The sequence below is a fragment of the Chitinophaga rhizosphaerae genome (genome assembly GCF_003958645.1).
Lineage (GTDB): Bacteria > Bacteroidota > Bacteroidia > Chitinophagales > Chitinophagaceae > Chitinophaga > Chitinophaga rhizosphaerae.
The window spans coordinates 389,784-413,818 of record NZ_RXLO01000004.1; the positions used below are offsets into that span (position 1 = coordinate 389,784).

Annotated in this window: 22 protein-coding genes and 1 tRNA gene; 9 read left to right on the plus strand and 14 right to left on the minus strand. The window is 46.0% G+C overall.

Annotated features, from left to right (window positions below):
* Positions 1–63: 63 nt before the first annotated feature.
* Complete coding sequence (locus tag EJ361_RS12115; RefSeq protein ID WP_126245880.1) at positions 64–1,656, minus strand: DUF6377 domain-containing protein; 1,593 nt, start codon at positions 1,654–1,656, stop codon at positions 64–66.
* A 117-nt stretch (positions 1,657–1,773) separates the two neighbouring features.
* On the opposite strand from EJ361_RS12115, the gene EJ361_RS12120 reads away from it, so the two are divergent.
* Positions 1,774–1,847, plus strand: a tRNA-Asn gene (locus EJ361_RS12120).
* A 151-nt stretch (positions 1,848–1,998) separates the two neighbouring features.
* On the opposite strand, the gene EJ361_RS12125 is transcribed toward EJ361_RS12120, so the two are convergent.
* Complete coding sequence (locus EJ361_RS12125) at positions 1,999–3,009, minus strand: putative phage abortive infection protein (protein WP_126245881.1); 1,011 nt, start codon at positions 3,007–3,009, stop codon at positions 1,999–2,001.
* Between the two features lie 150 nt (positions 3,010–3,159).
* On the opposite strand from EJ361_RS12125, the gene EJ361_RS12130 reads away from it, so the two are divergent.
* Entirely contained in the window at positions 3,160–5,880 is a 2,721-nt protein-coding gene (locus EJ361_RS12130; protein WP_126245882.1) for an ATP-binding protein, read from the plus strand.
* Positions 5,877–7,370 carry an argonaute/piwi family protein gene (locus EJ361_RS12135; protein WP_126245883.1) on the plus strand — a complete coding sequence of 498 codons (1,494 nt, stop codon included), beginning with the start codon at positions 5,877–5,879 and terminating at the stop codon, positions 7,368–7,370. The genes EJ361_RS12130 and EJ361_RS12135 overlap by 4 nt, the downstream gene beginning before the upstream one ends.
* Positions 7,371–7,374: 4 nt before the next feature.
* On the opposite strand, the gene EJ361_RS12140 is transcribed toward EJ361_RS12135, so the two are convergent.
* Entirely contained in the window at positions 7,375–7,605 is a 231-nt protein-coding gene (locus tag EJ361_RS12140) for a helix-turn-helix domain-containing protein (protein ID WP_126245884.1), read from the minus strand.
* Positions 7,606–7,944: 339 nt separating this feature from the next.
* On the opposite strand from EJ361_RS12140, the gene EJ361_RS12145 reads away from it, so the two are divergent.
* Genes EJ361_RS12145 through EJ361_RS12160 form a run of 4 tightly spaced genes read left to right on the plus strand, consistent with a single transcriptional unit; the run spans position 7,945 to position 9,342 of the window.
* Positions 7,945–8,172, plus strand: coding sequence for a hypothetical protein (locus EJ361_RS12145; protein WP_126245885.1), 228 nt, complete (start codon positions 7,945–7,947; stop codon positions 8,170–8,172).
* Positions 8,173–8,205: 33 nt separating this feature from the next.
* The gene (locus tag EJ361_RS12150; protein ID WP_126245886.1) at positions 8,206–8,424 is read left to right on the plus strand and encodes a hypothetical protein; all 219 of its coding nucleotides are present in this window, start codon (positions 8,206–8,208) and stop codon (positions 8,422–8,424) included.
* Between the two features lie 6 nt (positions 8,425–8,430).
* On the plus strand, positions 8,431–8,907 hold the full coding sequence (locus EJ361_RS12155) for an antitoxin Xre/MbcA/ParS toxin-binding domain-containing protein (RefSeq protein WP_126245887.1): 477 nt from the start codon (positions 8,431–8,433) through the stop codon (positions 8,905–8,907).
* A 9-nt stretch (positions 8,908–8,916) separates the two neighbouring features.
* Complete coding sequence (locus EJ361_RS12160) at positions 8,917–9,342, plus strand: RES family NAD+ phosphorylase (protein WP_126245888.1); 426 nt, start codon at positions 8,917–8,919, stop codon at positions 9,340–9,342.
* Position 9,343: 1 nt separating this feature from the next.
* Here the strand turns inward: EJ361_RS12160 and EJ361_RS12165 are convergent, their stop codons facing one another.
* From EJ361_RS12165 to EJ361_RS12205, 9 genes are all read right to left on the minus strand, one after another.
* Complete coding sequence (locus EJ361_RS12165) at positions 9,344–9,913, minus strand: hypothetical protein (RefSeq protein WP_126245889.1); 570 nt, start codon at positions 9,911–9,913, stop codon at positions 9,344–9,346.
* Positions 9,914–9,925: 12 nt separating this feature from the next.
* On the minus strand, positions 9,926–10,876 hold the full coding sequence (locus EJ361_RS12170; RefSeq protein ID WP_126245890.1) for a relaxase/mobilization nuclease domain-containing protein: 951 nt from the start codon (positions 10,874–10,876) through the stop codon (positions 9,926–9,928).
* Complete coding sequence (locus tag EJ361_RS12175; protein WP_164714201.1) at positions 10,857–11,213, minus strand: plasmid mobilization protein; 357 nt, start codon at positions 11,211–11,213, stop codon at positions 10,857–10,859. Before EJ361_RS12175 ends, EJ361_RS12170 begins: the two co-directional genes overlap by 20 nt.
* A 133-nt stretch (positions 11,214–11,346) precedes the next feature.
* Positions 11,347–11,655 (minus strand): hypothetical protein, encoded by a 309-nt coding sequence (locus EJ361_RS12180; protein ID WP_126245892.1) that lies wholly within the window; start codon positions 11,653–11,655, stop codon positions 11,347–11,349.
* Between the two features lie 29 nt (positions 11,656–11,684).
* Positions 11,685–12,650: a toprim domain-containing protein gene (locus EJ361_RS12185; RefSeq protein WP_126245893.1), complete on the minus strand. Its 966-nt coding sequence runs from the start codon at positions 12,648–12,650 to the stop codon at positions 11,685–11,687.
* Entirely contained in the window at positions 12,647–12,949 is a 303-nt protein-coding gene (locus tag EJ361_RS12190; RefSeq protein WP_126245894.1) for a helix-turn-helix domain-containing protein, read from the minus strand. The genes EJ361_RS12185 and EJ361_RS12190 overlap by 4 nt, the downstream gene beginning before the upstream one ends.
* Before the next feature lie 132 nt (positions 12,950–13,081).
* Positions 13,082–13,954, minus strand: a complete 873-nt coding sequence (locus EJ361_RS12195) for a hypothetical protein (protein ID WP_126245895.1) — start codon at positions 13,952–13,954, stop codon at positions 13,082–13,084.
* 161 nt (positions 13,955–14,115) lie between these two features.
* Positions 14,116–15,786, minus strand: coding sequence for an RNA-binding domain-containing protein (locus EJ361_RS12200; protein ID WP_126245896.1), 1,671 nt, complete (start codon positions 15,784–15,786; stop codon positions 14,116–14,118).
* A gap of 189 nt (positions 15,787–15,975) precedes the next feature.
* The gene (locus EJ361_RS12205) at positions 15,976–17,313 is read right to left on the minus strand and encodes a tyrosine-type recombinase/integrase (RefSeq protein ID WP_126245897.1); all 1,338 of its coding nucleotides are present in this window, start codon (positions 17,311–17,313) and stop codon (positions 15,976–15,978) included.
* A 489-nt stretch (positions 17,314–17,802) separates the two neighbouring features.
* On the opposite strand from EJ361_RS12205, the gene EJ361_RS12210 reads away from it, so the two are divergent.
* Positions 17,803–18,471 (plus strand): HAD family hydrolase, encoded by a 669-nt coding sequence (locus EJ361_RS12210; RefSeq protein ID WP_126245898.1) that lies wholly within the window; start codon positions 17,803–17,805, stop codon positions 18,469–18,471.
* A gap of 30 nt (positions 18,472–18,501) precedes the next feature.
* A complete protein-coding gene (locus tag EJ361_RS12215) occupies positions 18,502–19,071 on the plus strand; it encodes a hypothetical protein (RefSeq protein ID WP_126245899.1) in 570 nt (189 codons plus the stop codon).
* A 326-nt stretch (positions 19,072–19,397) separates the two neighbouring features.
* On the opposite strand, the gene EJ361_RS12220 is transcribed toward EJ361_RS12215, so the two are convergent.
* Positions 19,398–20,741 (minus strand): RagB/SusD family nutrient uptake outer membrane protein, encoded by a 1,344-nt coding sequence (locus EJ361_RS12220; RefSeq protein WP_126245900.1) that lies wholly within the window; start codon positions 20,739–20,741, stop codon positions 19,398–19,400.
* A gap of 18 nt (positions 20,742–20,759) precedes the next feature.
* Positions 20,760–23,828 carry a SusC/RagA family TonB-linked outer membrane protein gene (locus tag EJ361_RS12225; protein ID WP_205686997.1) on the minus strand — a complete coding sequence of 1,023 codons (3,069 nt, stop codon included), beginning with the start codon at positions 23,826–23,828 and terminating at the stop codon, positions 20,760–20,762.
* Between the last annotated feature and the right edge of the window lie 207 nt (positions 23,829–24,035).

Consider the following 24,035-nt stretch of genomic DNA (forward strand, 5'->3'; position numbering starts at 1 on the left):
AAATCAATCCAATGATTTACAATCGGTTAACAATGCATATAAATATTTTTAATATAAACGTTTTTATATCTTGATTTGCATGATCCGGTCTTCGAACTCGTCGTTGGGGAGGGTGGATTTGTTCCGGATTTTGGTTTTATAGGCGTAAATGGTGTTGACGGAGTATTCGAGGATGCGGGCGATTTTCTCGTTTTCGGAGATGCCGATCCGGATGAGGGCGTAGATGCGGAGGTCGGTATTGAGGAGTTCATTTTCCTTGAGGCGGACCTGGTCTTCTTCCCGGAAGAAGGAGTTGAATTCGGCGACGAAGTTGGGGAAAATGCGGAGGAAGATGCGGTCGAAGTTATGGAAGAGCTCTTCCCTTTCCTGTTTGATATTTATATTATTGACGATATAGCGGATATCGCCATGTTTGTGATCGGCGAGTTTTGTTTCGACCTGGTTTTTCAGTTTTTCGATTTTTTCGATGTAGGCTGAGGCGATGTGGAAGCAATAGCCGATATATTCTTCTTTGATCCGGTTGGATTCGAGGAGTTTGTCGTTGATTTCCTGCTGGCGGTGGTGGGCTTCGGTGATGATTTCCTTGGCGGCTTTGAGGCGGCGGATTTGTTTGAAGATGATGAAAGTGAGGAGGATGAGGGCGAGCACGAGGAAGGTGGCGATGGCGGAGTAGACCACGAGGCGGTTTTTCTCGCTTTCCACGGCGGCGTACCGTTCCCCTTCGATCATGGGGAGGATGGCGCTTACCTGGACTTTCCGCTGGCGGGCGCCGTAGAAGGTGGCGTCTTCCACGGCCCGTTCGATGTACCGGGAGGCGTTTTTGATATCGCCGGTCTGGAATAGCAGGGAGGCGAGGTTGAAGGCGGCGGTTGTTTCCTTCACGGAGCCGCGGGTATCGGCCATGGCGGATTGGGCGAGCATGGCGATGGCGGAGTCGTATTGTTTCCGGAATACATATATGGAGCCGATGTTTGCTTTGATCATGGCTTGCTGGTGCCAGGAGAGGTTGGGCAGGGCCATGGTGCGGCGGAGGTAATGGAGGGCGGAGTCGAGCCGGTTTTCCTTGAAGAATTTGTATCCCAGGCAGGAGAGCCGTTCGAAATGATTATCGGGGTAGCTGGCGGCGGCGGAGTCGGTATATAATCCCGCGAGGTGGAGGTATCGTGGGGAATAGTACCAGTCGTTCACATAATCGGCGAGGTCGTAATAATATCTGCGGATGAGCACGTAATATTCGGCGCGCATGGTGTCGGGGAGTGCCTGGGGGTTGAGGGAGTCGAAAACGGCGGCGGTTTCGCGGAACATGCCGGACGACAGGAGGATGAATCCGAGTTTGATATCGGCGTATGCGGACCGGTGGGGGTCGTTCATGTCGCCGGCGATTTTTTTGAGTTGGAGGGCGTATGAAAAAGCGGTGTCGTAGTTGAACGATTTGTATTCATTATACAGCCGGATGCAGGCATCGTACTGCGAAGCGGGAGACGTTGCGGCGGCGAGTTGTTGTTTCAGCGACTGGAGGAGGGCATACTTCGAGTTATCGAAATCGCGTGTGAGGCGGATGGTTTCGTCCAGTTGGCGTAACATGCTGTCTTTCCCGGATTGTGCCGTGGTTGCGGTACTCCAGAGGATAATAATGCTGAACAGGATCCACTTCATAAAATAATTCTGGCAGCTATAAAGATATCTGAAATCAAGATTTGAGAAAAAAAATGAAAATAGATTTTGCAGAAATGAAATTTTGTCTATTTTTGCAATCCCAATCGAGGGAAACACTCCTCCTTAGCTCAGTTGGTTAGAGCATCTGACTGTTAATCAGAGGGTCGTTGGTTCAAGTCCAACAGGGGGAGCAAAGGAAATCAAACCTTTACAAAGGATCGCGAAAGCGGTCCTTTTGTTTTTGCCAACAATTTGCCAACAAAGGGTGTTGAGGTAGAGAAAGAGCTTTTGATGAAGTTAGGAAAAAGTACTTAATCCGATCAGAAAATTGCTGCCGATGTATCATTCTTGATATTCAAACAATGCAAGTTTCCTTAATTTAACAGGCTTGTTTTCTAAAAAAGTTAATTGATCTCCGACATATTTATATGTAACCAAATCGTCCTTAATCAAATTATGTATCATTCTATACTCAGTAAAGAATTGATTTTCGTCATTCTCCCATTTTTTCCCATACTTTCCAACCCAATTATAAAAAATTAACACTTGCTCAGAATTAGATAACTGGGCTCTTAAAATCTTTAGATACTTCAACTTCTCCTCATAGTCATCTACCACTTCGCTTTCCGTAACAAACTTAACCATCATAAATAAGTGACGATAGTAATGTGCTAATAATCCAGAATGTCCCATAAAATCAAGAAAACTCACGGTGGGGCCTGGACCAACTAAGTTCTGACCTGTTATCAGATTAACCGATGGTGTGGATAAATGCCTACTATACTCGACATTGTACCCGTTAAAAAAAATGTCATATGCTGCATTAAATTCAGCTGACGTTAAATCTGTTCCGAATCCCGCATTCACAAGCAAATAGGTTAACTCCTCCTTCATTATCCGAAACGCTTCTCGGCCTTCGCCTTTACCACCATCCAAAATACTGACCACACCCATTTCAGTTACGTTCTCCTTATGCAGTCGGAGCATTTCAAAAAACTGACTTTCAAATTGCTGTCTCTTTATTTGCTTCTTAGCATCTGCTTGCTCTTCCGCAAATTGACTTTTTGCCACCTCGAGCTGACTACTAAATATAGATACTTGTAACTCATTTGCCTTGAACTGCATGTAAAATGCTAAACCGGTAACAATGACTGCAGAGAGATTTATGAAAGGTCCCATCAAACCTCCAATAGTATCGCCAATTGGTCCCGTGTTCTTGAAGTTTAGCCTTTCGCTAGAAGTTCCCGTGAAAATATAAGGGGCACAAAATGAAAAAATAACAAGGAGAGCTGCAACTATCAATAATCCGATTACAAATCCACTTAGTCTAAATTTTGGAATTACGGTACTCATAGAAAATTGGGGATAAAAGTTAAATAATAAAAACGAACAAATAAATATAATCTTTTATACCAATACTAAATAAAAGCGATGGACAAGCCAGGCTTGTCAATGTTAATTTTTAAGTATCTTTATTAGATACCTATCATTGTTTTGTTCATCATGGATAATCTTCAAAGTTCTGCGACTATAGTTTCGCTCTTAAAAGAAACCCCAAAACCTGTAATATTGCTAGGTGCAGGGGCCTCTGTAACTTCAGGCATTCCTTTAGCGTCAGAAGTTGTAAGCAAAGCTGCAAGATGGGCTTATGCACGTCAAAATGGGAAAAATCCGGACGATCCTAGAATTACAAAAAGCGACTGGTATCCTTGGCTTACTAATCAAACATGGTTCAAGGAAGACGCCTATTTAGCTGATTTATTTCCAGATGCCGTTGAAAATCTATTACAACCCCAAAAAATACGGAAAGAATTTTGGATCAAAATATTGAACCCAGACGTACCAATTAGCACAGGCTACCTTCGATTAGTTGAATTAATGCATCTGAAAAAGATATCAAACGTATTGACAACAAACTTTGATGATTGCTTACCTAAAGCTAGAAACCTAATTAATCGTCCTCACCACATAGATATTATCAAATCACCTGATGACTACACAAAAATCTCCTCCAATCCTCAATATCCGTGTTTAATATATTTACATGGCGCTGTGGAAAACTATACTGATAAGAATGTTATTGAAGAAGTTTCGAAGATGGACAACAATCTTGTTGAAAATCTCCTGCCTATACTAAAAGATTGTCCACTAATCGTTATCGGGTACCGTGGTTCAGAACCTTCGGTAATGGACCATTTACTAATTAACAATGCTGAAAAAGCATTTAACTTTAAAAATGGAATTTATTGGTGTATAAAAAAGGGCGAAAGTCCGGAAAATATGTCATCAAAAGTAAAAACGCTTGCGCAGACAATTGGATCTAATTTTCAACTTGTAGAAATTGAAAGCTTTGATCACCTTTTCGATAAGGTTGTGGGAGCTCATTTAGAAGAAAAAAGAATTGACTTACCCCAACAGTTTATAGCTCCAGCAGAAAGTATGGAATCTGAGCCTAAAAACTTCGATTTGAGAGCTGCGAAGAAATTTGATGAAAACGATGTAGACAAATCACTGCTACGAGACAGGATTATAAACTATTGCCAAAAACTGAATATTAATACCCCACCAACTATAACGGATCAATGGTTGCTAAATCAAATGCAATATCTGAATTTGGTTAGAGAATTATCAGACAAGTCTATTTCGATAACAAATGCAGGCATTTTACTTTTTGGCAAAGCGCCTCACTTCTCAATTCTTAATTCCAGAATTAAAATTCGATTCATAGGTGAAGAATATTGGCTCAGAAAAATTCTTGACAATGAAAATATTGATGGCAACATTTATGAAGAGTCGATTGAAGGCAATCTATGGATACAGCTAAACAAAATAAATGATGCGCTAGCTACTATCAATAAACCGTTCCGGTTAAAAAACGAAAAGTCAGAGAATGTATTACCCTATGATCCGATTGCATTAAAGGAAGTAATTGTCAATTCAATCGTACACAGAGACTACGAAGAATCTGATGAAAATATCATTGAAATTTATCCAAATAGAATTGTCATTAAAAATCCAGGAGGCCTTATAGATGAAGTGAAAACTTATTTTGAAGATTCGGTGATGCAAGAGGAGATTAAGAGGGGCATGCGTGGAATTAAGGGTTATAGAAATCCAGTTCTCGCCGACCTATTTTACAGCTCTGGCGACATGGACAAAAAAGGATCTGGACTTTATGACGTCATAATGAGATCCCAAGCAAATTCCGGTGCAGTTGAATTCTACGCAAATGAAAACAACACACTATTTACTGTATGTATGTGGTGTAGACCTGAAGCAATAGATGATATAACTAATACTGCCTCCCCCCTGACGGTAATATCAACTAGGTTTTATACTAACATCATTGAAATTAAAGAAATCCCATCAAGAGTATATTTTTCGAACTGTTCATTTCGCGATAAAAAGGAAGTTTATGCAACCTATGATCAAGTTACATTTCCTCCGTTTCAAATATTTCAAGGAAAAGCCTTCTCCTTCTCAAACCTAGATCGAAAAAATAATCCATTAAGGAACATTATTAATATAAGAGAAATTGATTCCTGGGCACTGGACGAATTCCTTGCACAACCGGAAGGTGAGAAACAGTTTGTAGCTATATTGAATGATTATATCCGAGGCTTTTTATCAGAAAAAGGTTTAATCGTAGACCCAATAAAAAAGCGTGCATATTATCCCAAGAAACAAACAGATGAGGAAAGAACAATTTCATACCAGGCGAGGTTTAAAAAAGCAACTCGAACTATTGTCAAGCCTAAGTATTCTGTCAATAAGGACCGAATTAGATACTGGGAACATAAAGGATTTAATTATTCAATTAAAAAATTCGATAGCGATTGGTCATTGTTGATTGAGCCAACCTACATTTTTACATTAGATGGAGTAAAAAGACTTTTCGCCCCGTTAAAAGTGGGGGCATTAGCTACAAAAAAAGCGTCAAGAGATTACAACTTACATGTTCTCAATGACATTATTTTTTGGATGTGGGTATTGACAAATGGCAGTAGCGAAGACTTTAAACTTAATAAGAAGGAGATTATCGACCTGAATTTGGAAGATAACATTACTCTTTCGTGCGAATACTTAAAAACTAGCATAAATAATATCGAAAATGCTGAGTTAATATCTGATAAAGATTCATACTTAGATATGGAGGATTTGGAAGAAGAAATTGCATCTCTTGCTGAACAGGAATTTCAGGACGATCAAAAAGAAACTGAATGAAAATTGAGATTAATGAAATAGCAGTTCCCGAATTGGAATTTGGAGGAATAGGCACTTTTGGAGATCCTAAAGTTGGCCTAAAAGAAGCGGGACCGTTTGACTCTAGATTTGGAGCCGCTCAATTAAAAGAACTTAGAATTGGTATTGTTGGCACTAGGGATATGAATTTAATGGCTAAACACTGGATTGAAAAATGTCAGCATGAAATTCCCACAACAATGAAGAACTTTATTCAATATCCCGATTGGGGCGGTTTTGAAAATATTTTCAAAGCAACCCTTAACACCAATTCATTCTGGACTCACGAAATTGACGACGAACAACTGAGCAGTGCAATTAAAATAAAGAATGACAACCAAAGATTCGAAACAGTCTTAGAGCTTTTTAACGAAGGACTAAGACGCATTTCGGAAATTGAGAACAACCGTCCCAATGTAGTTTTATGTGCAATTCCCGAGACTGTTTTGGAAGCATGCCATCATGTTGAAAGAAAGATGACAGCTGAAGAGAAAACTCATTTTAAGAAGGTAAGTAACTTAAATAGAATAACAAATCAGCTCAATTTATTTGAGGAAATAATCGAAAGCGAGCTTGAAGAAGATCTTCTTTACAGGGATTTTAGGCGGGCTTTAAAGGCTAAAGCAATTCTTTGTAAAATCCCGATTCAAATAGGGACAAATCGTTTATTTGAAGATAGAAAAGACAACCAGGATGCAGCCACCAGGGCGTGGCATTTTTCCGTCGCTATGTACTATAAAGCTGGAGGTATACCTTGGAGAATGAAAAGTGACTCACCTGATACATGCTTCGTAGGAATTACATTTCATCATTTAAAAACCAATCAGAAAGCTATTGTAAAATCTTGCTTAGCTCAAGCTTTTTCGTCTGATGGTGAAGGCTTTGCACTTAGAGGCGGTGATATCCCATTTAATCCTGACAAGTCCAAAATGGTACATTTATCGAAAAATCAAGCATTTGAACTGGGATTAAAAATAATAGATGAATATAGTTATCGAACAGGGTTAACCCCTAAGAGAATTGTACTTCATAAAAGCTCTCTATTCAATGAAGACGAAGAGGAAGGTTTTAGATCTGCATTTAGTAGCATTCCAATAATTGAGTTGCTCTGCCTTGCACCTACTTCGTTTTTCCTCCTGAAAGACAGCGATTATCCAACAAATAGAGGCACATTATGTACTATTAACGAGAAAAGTTACTTCCTGTTTATTACTGGTTTTATTAAACAACTTTCCACCTATCCAGGTCCACATATTCCAAGACCAATAGAAATAAAAAGTAATGAACCTGTAGACATTCTTTCTGCTGCCAGAGATATCCTCGGACTTGCGCGAATGAATTGGAATACTTCAAGCATAACAAGTGGCCAACCAGTAACTTTATTCTTCTCCAGACAAATTGGAGGAATACTTGCCGAGTTAAATGTCAAAAACATTGAAAATATTCCAACTTCATTTAGATATTACATATAGCCGGTTAAAGCGGAACATTGGGAAAAAAATCTTTCGGTGAGCATTTGAGAACTTTAGCAAGTTCGTTCAAATGTCGCAAATTATATTTGCTGCTCCTTTTAGATGTCTCAATGTTAGCTATAAAACCTTCACTGTAACCCAGTAAGTGAGCCAGTTTTTCTTGTGAAATACCAAGCAGTTTCCTTCGTTCCCTAACCGCATCGATTACATATTGTTCAATTGGTGCCAATTCCATGTGTAAAAGGATTTGGGGCGAATCAACGGCACCCAAAGAATAAATCTACACGCCTATAGACTAGGGAATCAAAATAATTCGTATATTCGAGTTACAATCACCCTAAATGGCATCCTCAAAAAATGCCTGGGGAAAATATTAGCTTTGCAGCTTTAAGATATTAAGCGCATAGCCCGAATTCTCGTTCCAGACCCGCGAAACAAGGAACACGAGAGGAAGGCTTGCCCGCGTTCGTGCGCGGGCTCTTCTTGTCCGTGTTCCAATCCTCGCGGGTCTGGGCGGCAGGTTGAGTACCGCGCTTTTTTTATGCCGGTACCCCAACCCCTAAAAACCGGCCTTATGCAGAAATCGACCTACATCAAGGAAAAGGTAGAGGAGTTAGCCAGGCAACTCTTCCCATTGGGAATCTCCCACATTACTATCTACATCACCGGTAGCCGGGATTTGTTCTCGCCTGCCCTTCCCATCTCCAGCCTCCCGTTCAACGATGGCGAGCTCCTATTCCAAGAGATGAAAAATAATTGGGAGATCCCAATAACTGTCATTTTAAAAGCCTCCTCCATCTGAAATTAGATCCATCGTTCATTAATCCGACGCTATATGACAAACAAGAAAAACGAACTGAAAGCGGTATCACAATATTTTAAAGACCTGGAGGACAAGTTCCGGAAGCGGGTCTGCAAGGAACTGGCGTGGCAGAAGGCTACCTTCCATCAGAAACAGAAAAATCACGCCAGTTTCAGCCAGATTGAAGTAGAAACCTTTAAAGGCATCGGCTGGGAACTGGCCGACGAACTCCGCCGTAAAATCGCCAAATAACAAATTATGGAAGAAACCTTCAATCAAGAGGAGCCCCGCCGCCGCGGCCGTCCCCGGGTAACCGAACGCCAGATACCCGATCACCCGGAGGATTTCATTAACTATTATCGCAACTTGTCTTTCATCGAACGGGAAAAGACCATCCGCGCGGGAATCACCAAAAGGCAACTCGTTTGTCTAAAAGAAGTTCTAAAATTCGATTATGATACACTCGCCGGAACACTAGGAATAACTACACGTGCTTTGTTTCTCCGAAAATTAGATCAGCCATTCAGCCGGTTGTTGAGTGATCGGATCGCCATCTTGCTGGAACTTTATTGTTACGGACTGGACGTATTCGGTGAGCACGAACTACTACTCGAATGGCTCACCACTCCCAACGAAACCTTGCTGAATCAACGCCCCATTGACCTCCTGCATACACATCCCGGGGTACTGGAAGTACGGGCACGACTGCATCGTCTTTGCATAGGACAATTTTAAATATTCAATATGAAACTGTATCGCCTCGCACATACCGAAATTGCTTTCCGGCTCGAGGATAACCCAATATCCGGGTTCAACTTTATCGGGAAGCAACCTTTTTATTGCGCATTCGAGTCAATTGCCGCTGCAATCCTTGAATGTAGTGTTTACAGGACACTGAAGAGAATGCCCCATAGCTTCTGCTTCGTCGAATTCCGTTTGCCAGACCATTGCTGGATCTCTACTATCCAGGATGAGTCCATCATCGATCCGGTTGAGGGTACGTTCACCGGCTATCCGGGCACCAAAGCACAGCAGTTCCTGCAGGAAAGAAAAGCCCTCGTGGCCTCATTCCCTTCCTTTCACTGGCGGGCTCAGCTCAATTTCCTTATCAATCCCCGCCACCCCCTATTTAAAGAGATCACCATAACAAAAATACTCCCCTGTATCTAGGCTAATGGCCGAATCCCTTCCGCCTCAACCTTTCTGCTTCCCGAATTGTTTCCCAATACCGCTCCCGATCCACTTCAATCTGGATCACGCTATCCCTTACCTTCTCCGGATCGGCCTTCACTACTTCCCCCGCATGCCTTAATGTTGAATACAGCGAATCCTCCTGCAAAAGGCGCAGATAACGGATTTGGGTATCGGCGTTCCGATATGCCAATCCATCCTTCCATGCCGAAGTCCAACCGGAGACCGCCACAGCCAAACCGATAAACAGGCCTATTGTTATCCAGATAATTTTTGGGAAATGATTGTGGTGCTCATGCAATAACGGCTTCGCCAAATCCTGCCGAAGGTGACCCACCAGTCCGCGCAAACCCGCAATTTCCTGTGAAAGGCGGTCCACATCACGCGATGACTTTTCCAGGCTTTTTAATAATAGATCCCCGGTGCGATCCAACGTTTCCACCTTTTTCAGGGTGGTTTTGATCCCCACGAGCAACCCGTTCTGGCTTCCCATATACTCCCGCAACTCGTGTAGATCTTTCGATATTATGTTTAATAACATTTCGTCCATGATACAATGTTTTTACCGGCTTAATCCTCTGCGTTTCTTTTTCTTCCTGGCCTCCCGCAGGAGTTCATGAGGAACCTGGTTGTTGACAAATTCCGGCTTGAGCAATTCTTCCAGAAAACCAGCCATTACCTTCATCACTTCCTGAGCAGGGAACGCAGCCCTAACACAGGAATAGGCTACAGAAGATTTTTGATGATGAATCGGCAAATTACGCGCGACGGATTTCCGTGGGATCTGAGGTTGCGATTCGATAGTTTTCTTAAGATTGGCCAGCGAAAACTTCCGGTCAACCGCGCTCCCTTTGAAACAAAAATCCCCGAGCTTAAAACTGATTCCCTGCGCCTCCTGCGTCCCGCTGCGGAACTTAACCACCGTTTCAATGCCCCTCACTTTTAGCCGCCGTGCCAGTTCGTCGAGGTCGGTACACCCCTTCAGGCTGCTGGAGATGGCGGAATAAATCCGGTAGCGTATTTGTTCCGGTTCGCTCATTGCTTTGACCTGGGTGCGGGAGATATCCTTCTTTTCCGCCGGTCGCAATCCGAACTCCCGTGTCAGTTCCTGGGCAACGGCTTTCGCCCGCCTGCCGATCATGCTATCCGTAATTGCCTTGCCTTGGAAGTTGACCCGGTTGGCAATAATGTGAACATGCGGATGCTCAGTGTCCGCGTGCCGGACGACTGCGAACTGGGTTCCGACCATCCCGATCCCGTCCAAATACTTCCCTGCCAGGTCTACCATTAATTCGTCCGTAACCTTTTCTCCTGGCGGAAAACTCAGCACTGCATGAAAACAAGGGCGGGAAATAGTCCGGCGAAGTTCAGCCTGCGCCTCAAAATCATCGGCCATCAGTCGCGGGCAATGTTCGCGGACGCCATCCGAAGCCAAAATATATGCTCCGTCTTTCCCCAATACATACTGGCAGGCTCGGCGGAAGCTGGCGCTGCTAATTACCTTGCTGATCATTCTTCACCTGTTTCATTTGTTCGTCGAAAAATCTGATTATCTCCTTCAGTTTGGTATAGAGCGGAAGGATTCCCTGCTTATTGACAGCCCGCGCCACCTGATTCAGGTTGGTCGAAATGCCGATGACCTGGCGAAAAAAGCCGTGATCTTTTACGTGAGGTCGGGCAACTACTTTACCCTTAATCGCGGCGGCGCGGATATAATTCGCCAGGTTCGTCCCGGCCTCCCGGGCCTTTCCTTTCAATATATACCTTTCCGCTTCGGTCAGGCGGATGGTAATTCTCCATTCTTTTTTCACCGGCTTTTTCGGCCGTCCGCCGTGGTTAGTATCGCTCATCATGCACAATGTTCCGGTTCAATAATCCCCCCTTGCGACCAACGGGAGCAAAGGGCAAGCGGTTTTCGGCTGCCGAAAACACCGCTTGCAATTCCAATATCCGCTCCGGTGAGGCCAAAAGCCCCTTCCCCCTTTACCGTATAGTATCGTGGTTGAAAACCTTCGGATTATCGACGCCGTGACGGCGCAGGTTCGCTTTCAGGTTCATCCACAACTGGATATTATAATCCGCGATTTCCTCCAGATCGTTGGCGGATAAGTTGTGGACGTTGATCACCTTGCCGTCGGGATCGTTCGGCCCCTCCGTCCCTGAAAAAGAAAAAATATTCGGTGCGCACCCTTCCCCGATCTCCAGTCCTTTGGAAATCGCGATGCTACTGCCATACAATCGCACCTGCCTGCCGCTGGCGAGCGACAGCAGCTTCTTGCGTAGTTCTGCCATTACAATAAGTTTTGAAGTAAATGAATTGATTAGCGGATTCTCCGGCCAGGATTCCGGAGTTGAGGGGAGTTGTCGTCATCAGGAAACTTCCGCTGGAGTTCCTGGGCCAGTAGTTGCGCATCCGACAACTTCGGGTAGACCGTCACGAACCATTCGTTCAGATCCTTCGAGCCCTTGTAAAATGAACTTCCATCCCGAGCAGCCGGATGCTCATGGATTACCTGCTCCGTTGCCCGCCGACCCGCTACGTCGTGATCGAGGTACAGAGTTGTGGCGGAATATTGCCGGATCACTGGCAGGCTCTCCCGGAGGAATGCGACCGAGTTCAGAATCAAACAACTGGACGGCGGAATCCCGAACCGTTCCTCGAGAACCTTGAAGGAAAGGAAGTCGAAACAGCCTTCGAAGAGCCGCAGCTCCCGCGAATCGGCAGGAATGAGTGTTGTCCCTTTGGGGGAATTGCTCAATTTGATCCGGGCGTTCCGCAGCTCGAGTCCGCCCTTGTCGTTCTTAAACCCGATAGCGTAAAAGTCCTTCTTACCCAGCCGGTAGACGACCTCCCGGCAATACCTGCTCGCCAGCTCCAGCGGAATACCGCGATGATCGAGATAATCGATTAACGCCGGGGCCATGATCGGCCGTTCGGCCCGGATGTGGATCTTGGGTTCTTCATTGATGGGCTGCGCTGGTGCGGCATGGTGCCGGTCGAGCTGTCCATGAAAAGAAAATTCATGATCGAATTTGGATAGGAAGGTGGGAATATCGCATTGATAAAACGCCATTCCGAAATCGATAATCGTGCCGCCGCGCCCGTCGCCATGATCGTACCAAACATTTAGTTTACGGTCAATTTTAAAGGAGGCAGTTCGCTCATTCCGAAGAGGGGAGAGATACCAATATTCTTGATTCTGGACTTTTACCGGGTGAAAACCAAGGGAGGCAAGGAAATCAACCAGGTCAAGCTGCTTAACATCAGAAATTTTAACGGAGCTCATGGCTTAACAGTTTTACGGCGAGGATTAGGCTTACTTTTCAGAAATACATGTACCTCTGACTTCAGGAAGTATACCCGGCCTCCCTGCTTGTGGCAGGGCAAACCACCCTTCATCCACTCATGCAATGTCACTAACGAGACTCCCAATACCCCGGCAATTTCCTTCCGGGATAGCAAAGGCTCCTCTTCCGGCCGACCTTCAGTCCGCACTTTTCCGGTAAAATCCTCCAGGCATTCTTTCATTGTCTCCCTTACCCACTTCCGGATATCACTTTCATTTGGAATGTAAACCGTATTCATAAACAATTATTTTATGAACGCAAGTTGAGTCAAGCAAAGAGTCAAGTCAATGCAGGATTAGTCATGGAAAAATATACATTGATATACAATTGGTTAAGTTGTAAGATTAGGGCTTAAGTAGGCAAATTTCACCTAACTGTAGAAGAATTCCTGGAGGGCTTCGTTCAGTTTTTTTACTTGGGGGATCTCGAATCTGACTTTTTCGACAGCGGCAGCGATCTTTTTCTGAACGGTGTTAGGCTTCATACTTTTGAACTCATTGAAGTGCATATTTAATAAGAAGGCGAGATCTGTTGCTGTGAATTCCTTAAACAGTCCGTTAGTTTTACTTCCGGGAGCTTTTACAGTGCTGAATAGGTAAAATGCCTGAAGTAGCTTTTCGGTATGTTGCTGGTCGTTCAATTGGATATTCCCAGTCGTAAAGGCGCGGGCGATTGCCAAGAACCGGTCTTCCGCTTCGTTGGTAATCGATTGAACGTGAGCCGTAAGTGGCGCGGACACCCTTTCAATGATCGCTTCCACATCGAAGGACGAGGCCGGCCAATTTAATGCGTCACGAATTGTTCCTGATATTCCCTGTTGTACGATTGGAGCTTCCTTTTCGAGATTCTCCTTCTGCTTTTCTTGAAGCCATTTCAGGGTCGTCTTCTGTACCCGTTTATATTCCGCACCGCCCGATTTTTGCATCCGCTCTTCAGTTTCATACCGCAGAAAACGGAGGAAGTCAGGCTTATCCTCGTATAATGAATAATGAAAATCCAGGTACTTTACGATTTCATACCCGGTGTATTCAATCATCTTGTTGAAAATCTCGTTATAGTATCGCCTAGCAAATGGCTCCTTAGGAAAGTATAAAAAGTAATCCGATTGATAGGGCCCGGTTTTGTATTGAAAATAAGGGGTGATATGAATATGGTCTTTATATGGCTTTGATCTCGAACCAAAATCAGTGAGAATATTCCTCACCAACATATTAGAAAACAGCCATTTCTTAAGGTTTCTCATTGCTGTAGATTTTTAGGCTTCCCCTCAGTCTAATTAAATTAGCATAACCTATTAGAGGATACCATTTGTAACATATTGACTATCAATTGATATACGAATTATCGCACAAAACAGCACTAATTAACACTAATAAGCTCTAATAAACACTAATTCGCACTAAATCACACAAGCACCCACTGCGGAGCTGCATCGGACCCTATGTTCTTAATCTTTCCATTCTTCCGAAGTTCTGATAATAAGTTGTTTACTTTAATCTTCTTTTGTCTATCATCCATCCAATCGGGCAACTTATTGAAAAGCAAATCATCAATATCTTTTCTATTTAAACTCCGATGTTCCTTAATCGCCTTTTCTATTAAATCTAGATACCACGCCTTGTCAAAAGCACTATTCTTAGAATACTCTGCCTTCTTACCAATCGTTTGAGCAACTTTACGCGAAAAATAAAAATTCGGTTTCCTCCCTTCTATTAAGCCCGCAGCCTTAAGGCCCTTTTCCTCCAGTAAAGTCAAAGGCATTTTCTTTTGAACTTTATCTAGAGAAAGTATTTGTTGAAGGCTTAATTCTGGATGAATCGCCAAAATTCTTGCGTAATCTTGATTCAGGATTTTACCTGTTATAGTAACTCGAACCTTTCCACCACTAAGGTCATAGTCAGGAAGTGGGAAAAATCTGGCTCTCTGAAAAGAAAACATTTTCCGAATTCCGCTGCCTACTGTATCAACCATTTTAAGACTGAACATTGCATTTGCCAGGAACTTGTTTCGGTACTGCTCTTCCGGGGCATTATCTTTTATGACTTTTTCAACTGATCCGGGAATAAATCCTCCAACATTGGTAAAAATCAATTGATCATCCGTCTCGACTAGATTAATCCTTCCTCCAATAGTGTAGTCCTGATGCGCGATGCAATTATTAATTGCCTCTCTTATCGCATACGGCTCATACTGATCGACTTCTTCTGGAAACAATGTCCCTTCCTTCAAATAACGATATTTTAAGTTTCTAATCTTTGCATAAACCTTATCAATTGAAAGTAACAAGGGAGGGCCAAAAATCTCATAATCCTTATCATTTCCGTTATGGTCTTTTAGTATCCATCGAATTTTAGCTTCAGAAGGATTTATAAAATGTTCAGACACCTCTTTCCCTAGGAGAATAATTGCCGTTCTTGTTACCTTTCCTTTAATGAGGATCTTGGCTTTATTTAAGAAAGTTTCATCGTCCCAAGCGTCAACTTCACCTGCCATATTTGGAAACTTGCTTTTGAAATTATGCCGTGCCTGCAAAATTGCGCCGGGATCCAAATCATCAAGAGTTGCCTCAGGAATAATCACCGCGCTCCAATCATCACTCATCGCTTGATCTCGAATACGATGAATTTCTTCAATATTCAGCGCTCCGAGTTGTTCTCCATTTCTGCCGTAATAATGACCATCGAACGTTATAGGAATTCCCTTCGGTGCAGCTGGAATTTGAAACATAACCACCCTGCCTTCTGGTAAGTTCAATTCATAAATCTCTATGAAAGAAATGTTTCCAGTTATTTTTGCTGCAACTTCCGCTTTTAAATTATCTAAGTCTTTTCTATTCGGCCGGAACTGGCTCCCGACTATTTTATGTGCACTATTTTCAATTCCAAAAACTAACCATGCATATGGCATCCCTTTTAAATTAGCTTCGTTACTTAAGGCAGAGAAGTATTTGCCAAGTTTAGTAAAGTCATAGTTGCCCTTTGCTTCTTTAAATTCAACTACTTCGGTCTCGGAAGTGAGGCTACAAAGCGTAGCTAAAATCTTTTTCAATTCATCTTCTGTGAACGTTTTTATCATGATACACTTATGTCTATGTTTGAATTCTAAAATACTGCACCCTAATCCAAGTCACCACCGTAAAGATAGAATTTAACGAATCAGCACCATTTGCGATATTTTAACGATAAAGCAATATATGAATTTATGATACGCAATATATGATGCTAAAGAAAAGGGGCATGAACAAAATAACTAATAAAATAATATTTAATTTATTGTTTTAAAGTTACTAAGTGCTTTTGTATACTCTTTTTTCACTTTCTTTTCAAAGCTATCAAGATAACTCTCCGTCGTTTTCAAGCTGGTATGCCCCAACGACTCCCTAATAAATTCCGTACTCACCCCGGACCGCTTCATAACCGTCGAGAAAGTATGCCTCGCCACGTAGGTAGTCACCTTCTTCTCAATATTCAGTTTCACTCGGATCTTCTCCATCCAATCATTTATTGACTGGACGAACAACTCAATCAGCTCCACTTGCCGGAGGGGAGTAATGCCATGCTCCAGAACAGGGAAGAGGTAATTATCCGGCTTCCGATCCTTATTACCCCAATAATCGATGATCTTCTGCATGTCCTCCGTAACATACACTGTGATGGGCCGCGGATCGAGGCGGGTAGCGTTCTCCGTTTTGGAGCGTTCGAAGATAATGTACTCCCCATCGATGTTCTTGAACCTGAGATGAGCAATATCCGTCGGGTTCATCCCGTTGCCGAAGTAGGAGAAGAGCCAGAAATCCTTCGCCTTCCGTTCCCGCTCACATTCCGGCTGGTAATAATAGATCTTGCTCACATCCCCCAACTCCAGGGCCTTTTTGATATTCCGGGAGGCGGGCGGCTGATACTGACGCCGGCCGAACGGGTAATGCTTCTCCCGGCGAATGATCCCCTGAAAAATCGCTTCGTTAAAAATCGCGCGGAGCAACCTTGTGTAAATCCCCACCGTTGTCTTTGAAAACTCCTTCGCCAGCATCCAGGCCTCCAATTGCTTCAGGAAAGCAACATTGATATCGACAAACCGGACGTTCCCCCGGAACTTGGAGATCGTATTATAGGCAGTTTGGTAATTAGCTGCTGTCCGGATGCGGTGCTCGTTAAGGAGCTTACTTATATAAAATAAGAACACCGCGAGAATAGTGTCCGGCTCCGGCTTGGGATTCAAGAAGATGGGGAAGCGGTTGTTGTAAGTAACCTGGTCGAAAGCATGGTTTTCCAGTGCGGCGGCTGTCTTTACGGACTTTCGCTGATGAAAGGAGGGGTTATTGAGGATAAAATCCTTTTCGAACTCTGGGAAATTGAAGGGTTCGATCCCCTGGGCCACGTCCTCAGCCTCCCGCTGGATGCGTTTCAGGTCGTCACGAATTGGGCGGAGAGCTTCGGAAATGTTCCGGGCAGATATTCCCCGGTACTCGGCCTCGGTCAGGTCGTACACGGTTTGGTAGCGGAGTGGCTTCCGGTTGTGGATCACCAGCATTTTCAAGGGGTACTTCCCGGTTTTCTGTTTCATACGCCGGGTGTCCAGCGTCATAGAGATCGTTACTGACATTTTATAGATTTTTCGCGTTCATAATGGCTCTCCCATCTCTCAAAATTTGCCAACAATTTGCCAGCAAAAACCAATTAGTAACCCTTAATCAGAGTTCCATTGAAATTAGCGAAAAACTATAAACGTTTGAATTTTAAACAGTTAAGTTAAACTGACTTCGTCCGGATTCGTCAGAATTAACCAATTTCGCCGCTGTTAATCAGAGGGTCGTTGGTTCAAGTCCAACAGGGGGAGCGAAGCAAAAAAGCTTTCAACAGACGTTGAAAGCTTTTTTCATTTACAGCCGCCCGGAGCGCAGCATTGCGCCGAAAGCACGTTCCGCCGACCGCGATTTCCCGGCTCCTTCCAACTACCCTTTCATCCGCAACAACGCTCTCCATTTATCAAAATCATCCGGCATTCCGCTACCTTCATCCGGATATCCCGAAAACCATCCGCCCCGGCGCAGCCTCCCAAATTATCTGAATAGTTTTGATTAACTTGGTATAGATGACAAACGAAACCCAACATTACCGGCAGGCCGGTTTTGCTTTCGACCTGGACGGGACGCTGATTGATACAGAACAGCATAAATCCGTTTGCCACAACAAGACCATTGCGTATTTCGGCGGGCAACCCGCACAAGGCATATATTATAAATACATCGGCAATTCTTTTGAGTACGTTTTTGAAAAACTGAAACATATCTCCGGAATACACGCATCGCTGAAAGAATACCGGGAAGTATTCAACCGTTTTTACCTGGAAGAACTGGATAAAGGGCTCAGGCCATCCGAGGGTGTGGTGGAACTGCTTGAAAAAATTGCCGCCAAGGGCTTGAAGATGGGATTGGTAACATCCAGCGAAAGATGGATGCTTGACAGGATCATTGAAAAAACCGGTTTGGGAAAATATTTTACCGTGATGGTATCCGGCAACGATGTGGCACACAACAAACCTGCTCCGGATCCTTATCTGAAAGCCATCCGTTCGCTTGCATCCGACAGGATATTTGCGTTCGAAGACACGAAACCCGGTCTTGATTCTGCCAGCGCCGCCGGCGCAGTAGTATTTGGAATAAAAAATTCGCATAATACTGAAGAAGAACTTCAGTCTGCGAAAGAAATTTTCACCAGCTTCAAAAAAATTGATCTCGAGAAAATATTATCGTCATATTGATCCGTTCATGTTTTGTAAAATACTATACCAATGAGCGTAGAAGACTTTAAAGAAGAAGGAAAATCACTCTTCGAAAAAATCCCGGATATCGCATTCGACTGGTACGCAAGGATAATACCCGGCTTTATATGCGCTTTCCTGGTCATTTATGCTTTCGAAATTCCCCTGGAGAAAGTCACTGGCAACTTCCTGTTTTTCGCGCTGGCCGCATACATAATCGGCCACCTGGTACAACCCTTTTCCAGCGGACTGCTGCAAAGATTCTACAAAAACCTTCGTGGCAAAAAATTGGCGCTATTACTCAAGGCATATTCTGAACTGGTCGGTTTCGTTAGCTGTCTCCTCTTTTCCATATGCCTGCTCATCGTAACGCGGTGGTGGAACTACTATGAGAACATCGATCGCCCGTTTTTCCCATACTACCTGGTGTTAACAGGCGCGGTTGTCTTTTTCGGATTTGCCGTCCATTTTCGTAAAAGAGCATACGACCGGAAATATGAAGAGCAGAACGGCCCAACAATCAAACCACCGAAACAGAAGGTAAAAGAATCTGATCCGGAAGAGGATAAAGTGGAGAAGCCTGTTAATGCCGGTAAATGAAAACCAAATTCATGCTCCATTTCAGATATGGAACAAAGAATCCGGCAAATCCCGTCAACAGATTACGGCGAAATGAAGTACATCATTTTCCGGCAACCCAAAAGGAAAGAAGAAATATTGTCGCCTGTTTGGTGCCGTCTTGTTTATACTTATGATTATGGACCAGGCACTCCCTGCCGGAGTTCGAATATTCCAGCACCCGCATCCTAGGGAAACAATTCACCAACAATAACGAACTCAATGCTGCCCGGTGCCCCCATCCATCAAGAAACAAAAACCGGCCACGCACCCTGCGCAGCCGGCTTCGTCTATCAAATCAAAATCCACTAAATCGCCGGATCCCCAGGCGTATTCGGATTATTATCCCGCTCGCTCAACGGATAAGGATAAAAATTCCGGTTCCGCTCCTCTCCAGGCTGGTTCGGACCAGGACGGCCAAACCGGCGGCTATCCTCCAGCTCCTGCCCGCTGATAAACATCTCCAGCCGGCGCTGCTTGTAAATATCGGTCATGATCGCCGCCTGCGTCACCGCTCCGGCGTAGGGCGACTGGTTCGCCCCAATACCATAGATATCGTCTACCGCTTTTTTCGTACGCACGGCGTTCAGTGCAACGATCGCATTCGGGAACTGCGACTGCCGCGCGTAGTTCTCGGCGATGATCAGCTGCATCTCCCCGGGCAAATACACGGGGTACGACGAAATATTGGTTTCCGCAAAAGCTTTCAGCGGATAAGTAGTCCCGCTTTTGAAACTGATGTAAAATGCTACCCGCGGGTCTGTGGCGGCAGGCACCGGCGCCAGCCCGTTGCGCAGACCCAGCGTGGAATCAATGGCCCCGAACACGTTCTGGGTTAATGCCTGCTCCCCAACCGGATTCGGTGTTACGGTTGAAAAAAGGAACTCCGATTTCTTGGTGGCATCCACGGCTTGCGCATAGGTGATGGCCTTGTTACCGTCTGCCGCGTTGTATGTGCCGGTGATCATGCTCTGAATGTTGTAAAACCGGGCCAGCAATGCTTTGATGGTATTTTTCACATCGATCCCTTTGGGAACTTTACCGAGGAATTTGGCGCTGATGGCCGTGGTAGCCAGTTCCGCATCGGCACTTTCCAACACCTGGATCACCTTCTTCAACGCTTCCGCCCTCGGACTGAAAGTGGCATGATTGGCGCTCACCAGCGGAATCTGTTCATAATATTGCACGAGCATCCCCATACTGAGCGCATAGAAGATGCTGGCGTAAGCCTTCAGGCCCGCCCGGTCTGCCGGATCAGTGGCAATTGCGAGATTGTTGAGCACAGTTTCAGATTCGGTCCGCAGGAGCAGGCATTGCGTCCACATCTGCGTGACAAACGAATTGCTGAGCGTGATGGCGCCCTTCCCCGTTTCCACCTCCTTTTCGCTGGTGTTCCCGATGTTGATGGTATACAAAGCATACACGCTGTACCCGCCGCCCACAGCGTAACAGTACAGCGGGCTCTGCCGCCCGATCGAATAACGGCGCTGCAAACCGGCGCAAAGCGTCATCAGCGCATCCGGACTGGTTTCCACACTGGGCACCGAGCCCTCGCTCGGGTTGATGTACTCCTTGTTGCAGGAAGTACCGGGAAGAAGCGTGCACCCCAACAGGAAGACGGCCACGATTCGTATTATATGATGCATTTTCATGTTACTTGACTTTAGTGATTAGAAACTGGCGCGAAGCGATAATTGATACGTTCTGGGGATGGGCACGTTGCCGAAATCGATCCCGCGGAGCACGGCACTGTTGCCGCCCGCGTTCGTTTCCGGATCGTAACCGTCATAATTGTCGAAGCTCACCAGGTTGCGGCCCGTGAGAGACACCGTCATGCTGCGGATGAAACGCGCCAGCGACGGCAACTCATAGCTAAGCGATACTTCGCGCAGCTTGATGTAGGAACCGTCTTCCACGCGGTATTCTTCCGTATTGTACACCGAGAAGATATACCCCCTCGGCAGTTCACCCTTGATCTCCTTCTCGGAAATATCCCCGATGCCGACGCCCTGGCGGGTCCGGCGGTCGGCGTTGAACACGTCCTGGCCCAGCGCGCCATCGAACAGGAAGTTGAACGACAGCTTTTTGTATTGCAACGCGTTCCCGAAGCTCACGATCCAGTCGGGATTCGGATTGCCGATCACTTTGCGCAGCAGCACTTTTTGCGTGGAATTGTTGATGGCGGCGATGGGGCGGCCCTGGTCGTCCTCCTTCCACTTTCCATTCTCGTCGCGCTCGAAATAATTGCCGTAAAACACCCCGATGGGCTCACCCGCCAGAATAACCGACGGCGATCCCGCAGCGTTCACCAGCGTGATGGGCGTTACCTGGCTCGATGATGTTACCAGGTTCTTGTTGCGGTTCACCGAAGCCGTGACGTTCCAGTTGAAGTTTTTGTTCGTGACGGGCGTTGCAGTAATGCCCAGTTCCCAACCTTTGTTGGTCAGGTTGCCGACGTTCTCTACGCGACTGGTACCGCCGCTCGACGGCGCCAGCGTCCTTTCCACCAGCAACGAACTGCCGACGATCTTTTTGTTATACACCGTGAATACCACGCCCAGCCTGTTTCTCAGGAACGACAGATCGACGCCGCCTTCCATTTCGCTCGCGCGCTCCGGCTCCACGTTCGGGTTGCCCAGCGCGGGATTGAGGTTGAAAGTAGCCGTACCGTTGAGGGAAGCCGACAGGTAAGAGGAAAACCGGTCGTAACTGCCGATGCCGGACAGGTTGCCGGCCAGCCCCCACGATCCCCTCAGCCGGGCAGACGAGAACCAGGACCCCATGTTTTGCCAAAAGTCCATTTCGTTAAGGTTCCAGGCCAGACTCGCCTTGGGATACCAGTAATTGCGCGTGTCTTCCGGGAAGCTGGTGGAACCGTCGATACGGGCGGCCAATGTCAGGAAGGCGATGTTTTTATACCCGAAGGTTTCCTGCAGGAACGCACCGTAAACCTGCCGCTGATCGGAAGTATACCGCGGATCGAGCTTGGTGGCGGCTCCCATGATGGTGGTGATGCCCGGCAGCATATCGCGCCCCTGGTTATACTGGCCGGTAATTTTCTGATACTGGTGATTGAACCCTACCGTCGTCTGCGAAGAAAAATCGCCGAACTTGCCCTGGTATCCGACGTTGAAATCGTTGTTGATAAGGAATGTGTTCACATTGGCCGCAGATGCATAACCCGTGCCTTCCTGCGCGGAGATGTACGGATACCGCTCAATGAAATTCTGCCCTTCCTGCCCGAAGTTGTCCACACCCAGAATATAATCGATGCTCAAGCCTTTCACCGGCCGGATCTTCACCTGGAGGTCGCTGATCGTACGGCTGACAGATTGGGTGAGCGACATATCCTCGATCACGCTGAGCGGGTTTACGCGGGTGGGCTCCACGGCTTTGAGGTTGCCGCTTGCATCCCTTTCCCGGATATTGAAAATGTTGTTGGTAATGTTGACGGAGTTGATGGGGCTCCAGAACACGTTGCCATTGGGCTTTTCGTTGGAGAAACTGTTGGTATACGCCACCCCGCCGGAAACCGACAGCCATTTGGTAATTTCCTGGTCGATGCGGGCTTTTACGTTGAACCGCCGGAAATCCGTGGTCCGGACAATCCCTTCATTTTTATAGTAACCGCCGGAGAAATAGTATTTTGTTTTTTCCGATCCCCCGCTCAGTGAAACATAATTATCCGTACCGATCCCCCGCTGGAAGATTTCGTCCTGGTAATCGTACCGCGTTACATCTACCAGGCCGGTGGCGAGTTTTCGCGTTTGTCCGTCGGGCCGCACATACGTAGTGAAAGGCAAGCCCACGGGCGCGTCGCTGATATTGCCGAGGCGGAGGGTGGCGGAACCGAATTGTTTGCCGTATTTGGAAATGTATACCTTCTTGCGCAGTTCGTTCATAATGATGCTGGTGCCCACATCCACCCTGATCTGCCCGGCCTTGCCGGATTTGGTGGTGATCAGTACCACACCGTTACTGGCGCGCGCGCCGTAGATCGCGGAGGCCGATGCACCGGGGATCACGTCGATCTTTTCTATATCGTTGGGGTTGATATCCGCGAGGCGGTTGGTCCCGAATTCCGCGCGTGGGTTACCGAGCACGTTGAGGTTGGTCACGTTGGTTGTGGCGTTGCTGATCACTACCCCGTCTACCACATACAGCGGTTCGGCCGATCCCATGATGGTGCTCGTACCGCGCATGCGGATGGAAATGCCGCCCGCGGGGTCTCCTGAAGTCTGGGAGATCTGCGCACCGGGGACCTTGCCCTGTAAAGACGCGCTGAGGTTGCCGGAGCCGGTGTTCTGGAGCTGTTTCGCATCCACCGAATTCACCGTATTACCGAGCTGCTTTCGCGATTGCCGGAGCGATGAGCCGATCACTACCACTTCATCCATCTTCAACACGTCTTCCTCCATCACCACATCGGCCGACGCAGCGCCGCCGCTGACGGTCACGGTTTTGTTGACGGTTTTGAAGCCGATGCCCGAAAACTCGAGCACCTGTGTCTGGCCCTGGACGTTGGCGGTAAAGCTGTACTGGCCGTTGGCATCGGTAGTGGCGCCGGCAGCAGTGTTGCGCAATTGAACGGTGATACCCGGCACGGTAGAACCGTCTGGCGCCGTCACCTTGCCGCTGAAGCGGACCTGCGCCATCAGTACGCAGGCCGTCAACTGGAAGAAGAGGAACAGTGAAAACGTCTTCCATCTTCTTTGCTGATAACTAAGTGGATTTGTCATGACGAATTTGGTTTTGGCTGTAAAAATTGAGATTGGGGGGATAAAAGGATTCTGGTTGCTGGGCGCTCATGCACGTCATGGTAAGACAGCGCCATTCCTGCCGTTCATTGTTCACTACAGTAGTTTGCTATTGGGGATAAAGCCTTGCTTCGTGGTTGATTTTCTTCGGGGGGTAATCCTTTCTTTCGATGTAAACCTTTCGGGACC

What these genes read in the sequence shown, in the direction of transcription:
- EJ361_RS12160 (WP_126245888.1), top strand. Translation starts at nt 8,917, where the DNA reads ATGAAACTGTATCGCCTCGCACATACCGAAATTGCTTTCCGGCTCGAG.
- EJ361_RS12185 (WP_126245893.1), bottom strand. Translation starts at nt 12,650, where the DNA reads ATGAGCTCCGTTAAAATTTCTGATGTTAAGCAGCTTGACCTGGTTGAT.
- EJ361_RS12180 (WP_126245892.1), bottom strand. Translation starts at nt 11,655, where the DNA reads ATGGCAGAACTACGCAAGAAGCTGCTGTCGCTCGCCAGCGGCAGGCAG.
- EJ361_RS12150 (WP_126245886.1), top strand. Translation starts at nt 8,206, where the DNA reads ATGACAAACAAGAAAAACGAACTGAAAGCGGTATCACAATATTTTAAA.
- EJ361_RS12165 (WP_126245889.1), bottom strand. Translation starts at nt 9,913, where the DNA reads ATGGACGAAATGTTATTAAACATAATATCGAAAGATCTACACGAGTTG.
- EJ361_RS12125 (WP_126245881.1), bottom strand. Translation starts at nt 3,009, where the DNA reads ATGAGTACCGTAATTCCAAAATTTAGACTAAGTGGATTTGTAATCGGA.
- EJ361_RS12215 (WP_126245899.1), top strand. Translation starts at nt 18,502, where the DNA reads ATGAGCGTAGAAGACTTTAAAGAAGAAGGAAAATCACTCTTCGAAAAA.
- EJ361_RS12195 (WP_126245895.1), bottom strand. Translation starts at nt 13,954, where the DNA reads ATGAGAAACCTTAAGAAATGGCTGTTTTCTAATATGTTGGTGAGGAAT.
- EJ361_RS12225 (WP_205686997.1), bottom strand. Translation starts at nt 23,828, where the DNA reads ATGACAAATCCACTTAGTTATCAGCAAAGAAGATGGAAGACGTTTTCA.
- EJ361_RS12175 (WP_164714201.1), bottom strand. Translation starts at nt 11,213, where the DNA reads ATGAGCGATACTAACCACGGCGGACGGCCGAAAAAGCCGGTGAAAAAA.
- EJ361_RS12220 (WP_126245900.1), bottom strand. Translation starts at nt 20,741, where the DNA reads ATGAAAATGCATCATATAATACGAATCGTGGCCGTCTTCCTGTTGGGG.
- EJ361_RS12190 (WP_126245894.1), bottom strand. Translation starts at nt 12,949, where the DNA reads ATGAATACGGTTTACATTCCAAATGAAAGTGATATCCGGAAGTGGGTA.
- EJ361_RS12140 (WP_126245884.1), bottom strand. Translation starts at nt 7,605, where the DNA reads ATGGAATTGGCACCAATTGAACAATATGTAATCGATGCGGTTAGGGAA.
- EJ361_RS12205 (WP_126245897.1), bottom strand. Translation starts at nt 17,313, where the DNA reads ATGTCAGTAACGATCTCTATGACGCTGGACACCCGGCGTATGAAACAG.
- EJ361_RS12170 (WP_126245890.1), bottom strand. Translation starts at nt 10,876, where the DNA reads ATGATCAGCAAGGTAATTAGCAGCGCCAGCTTCCGCCGAGCCTGCCAG.
- EJ361_RS12200 (WP_126245896.1), bottom strand. Translation starts at nt 15,786, where the DNA reads ATGATAAAAACGTTCACAGAAGATGAATTGAAAAAGATTTTAGCTACG.
- EJ361_RS12115 (WP_126245880.1), bottom strand. Translation starts at nt 1,656, where the DNA reads ATGAAGTGGATCCTGTTCAGCATTATTATCCTCTGGAGTACCGCAACC.
- EJ361_RS12130 (WP_126245882.1), top strand. Translation starts at nt 3,160, where the DNA reads ATGGATAATCTTCAAAGTTCTGCGACTATAGTTTCGCTCTTAAAAGAA.
- EJ361_RS12210 (WP_126245898.1), top strand. Translation starts at nt 17,803, where the DNA reads ATGACAAACGAAACCCAACATTACCGGCAGGCCGGTTTTGCTTTCGAC.
- EJ361_RS12135 (WP_126245883.1), top strand. Translation starts at nt 5,877, where the DNA reads ATGAAAATTGAGATTAATGAAATAGCAGTTCCCGAATTGGAATTTGGA.
- EJ361_RS12145 (WP_126245885.1), top strand. Translation starts at nt 7,945, where the DNA reads ATGCAGAAATCGACCTACATCAAGGAAAAGGTAGAGGAGTTAGCCAGG.
- EJ361_RS12155 (WP_126245887.1), top strand. Translation starts at nt 8,431, where the DNA reads ATGGAAGAAACCTTCAATCAAGAGGAGCCCCGCCGCCGCGGCCGTCCC.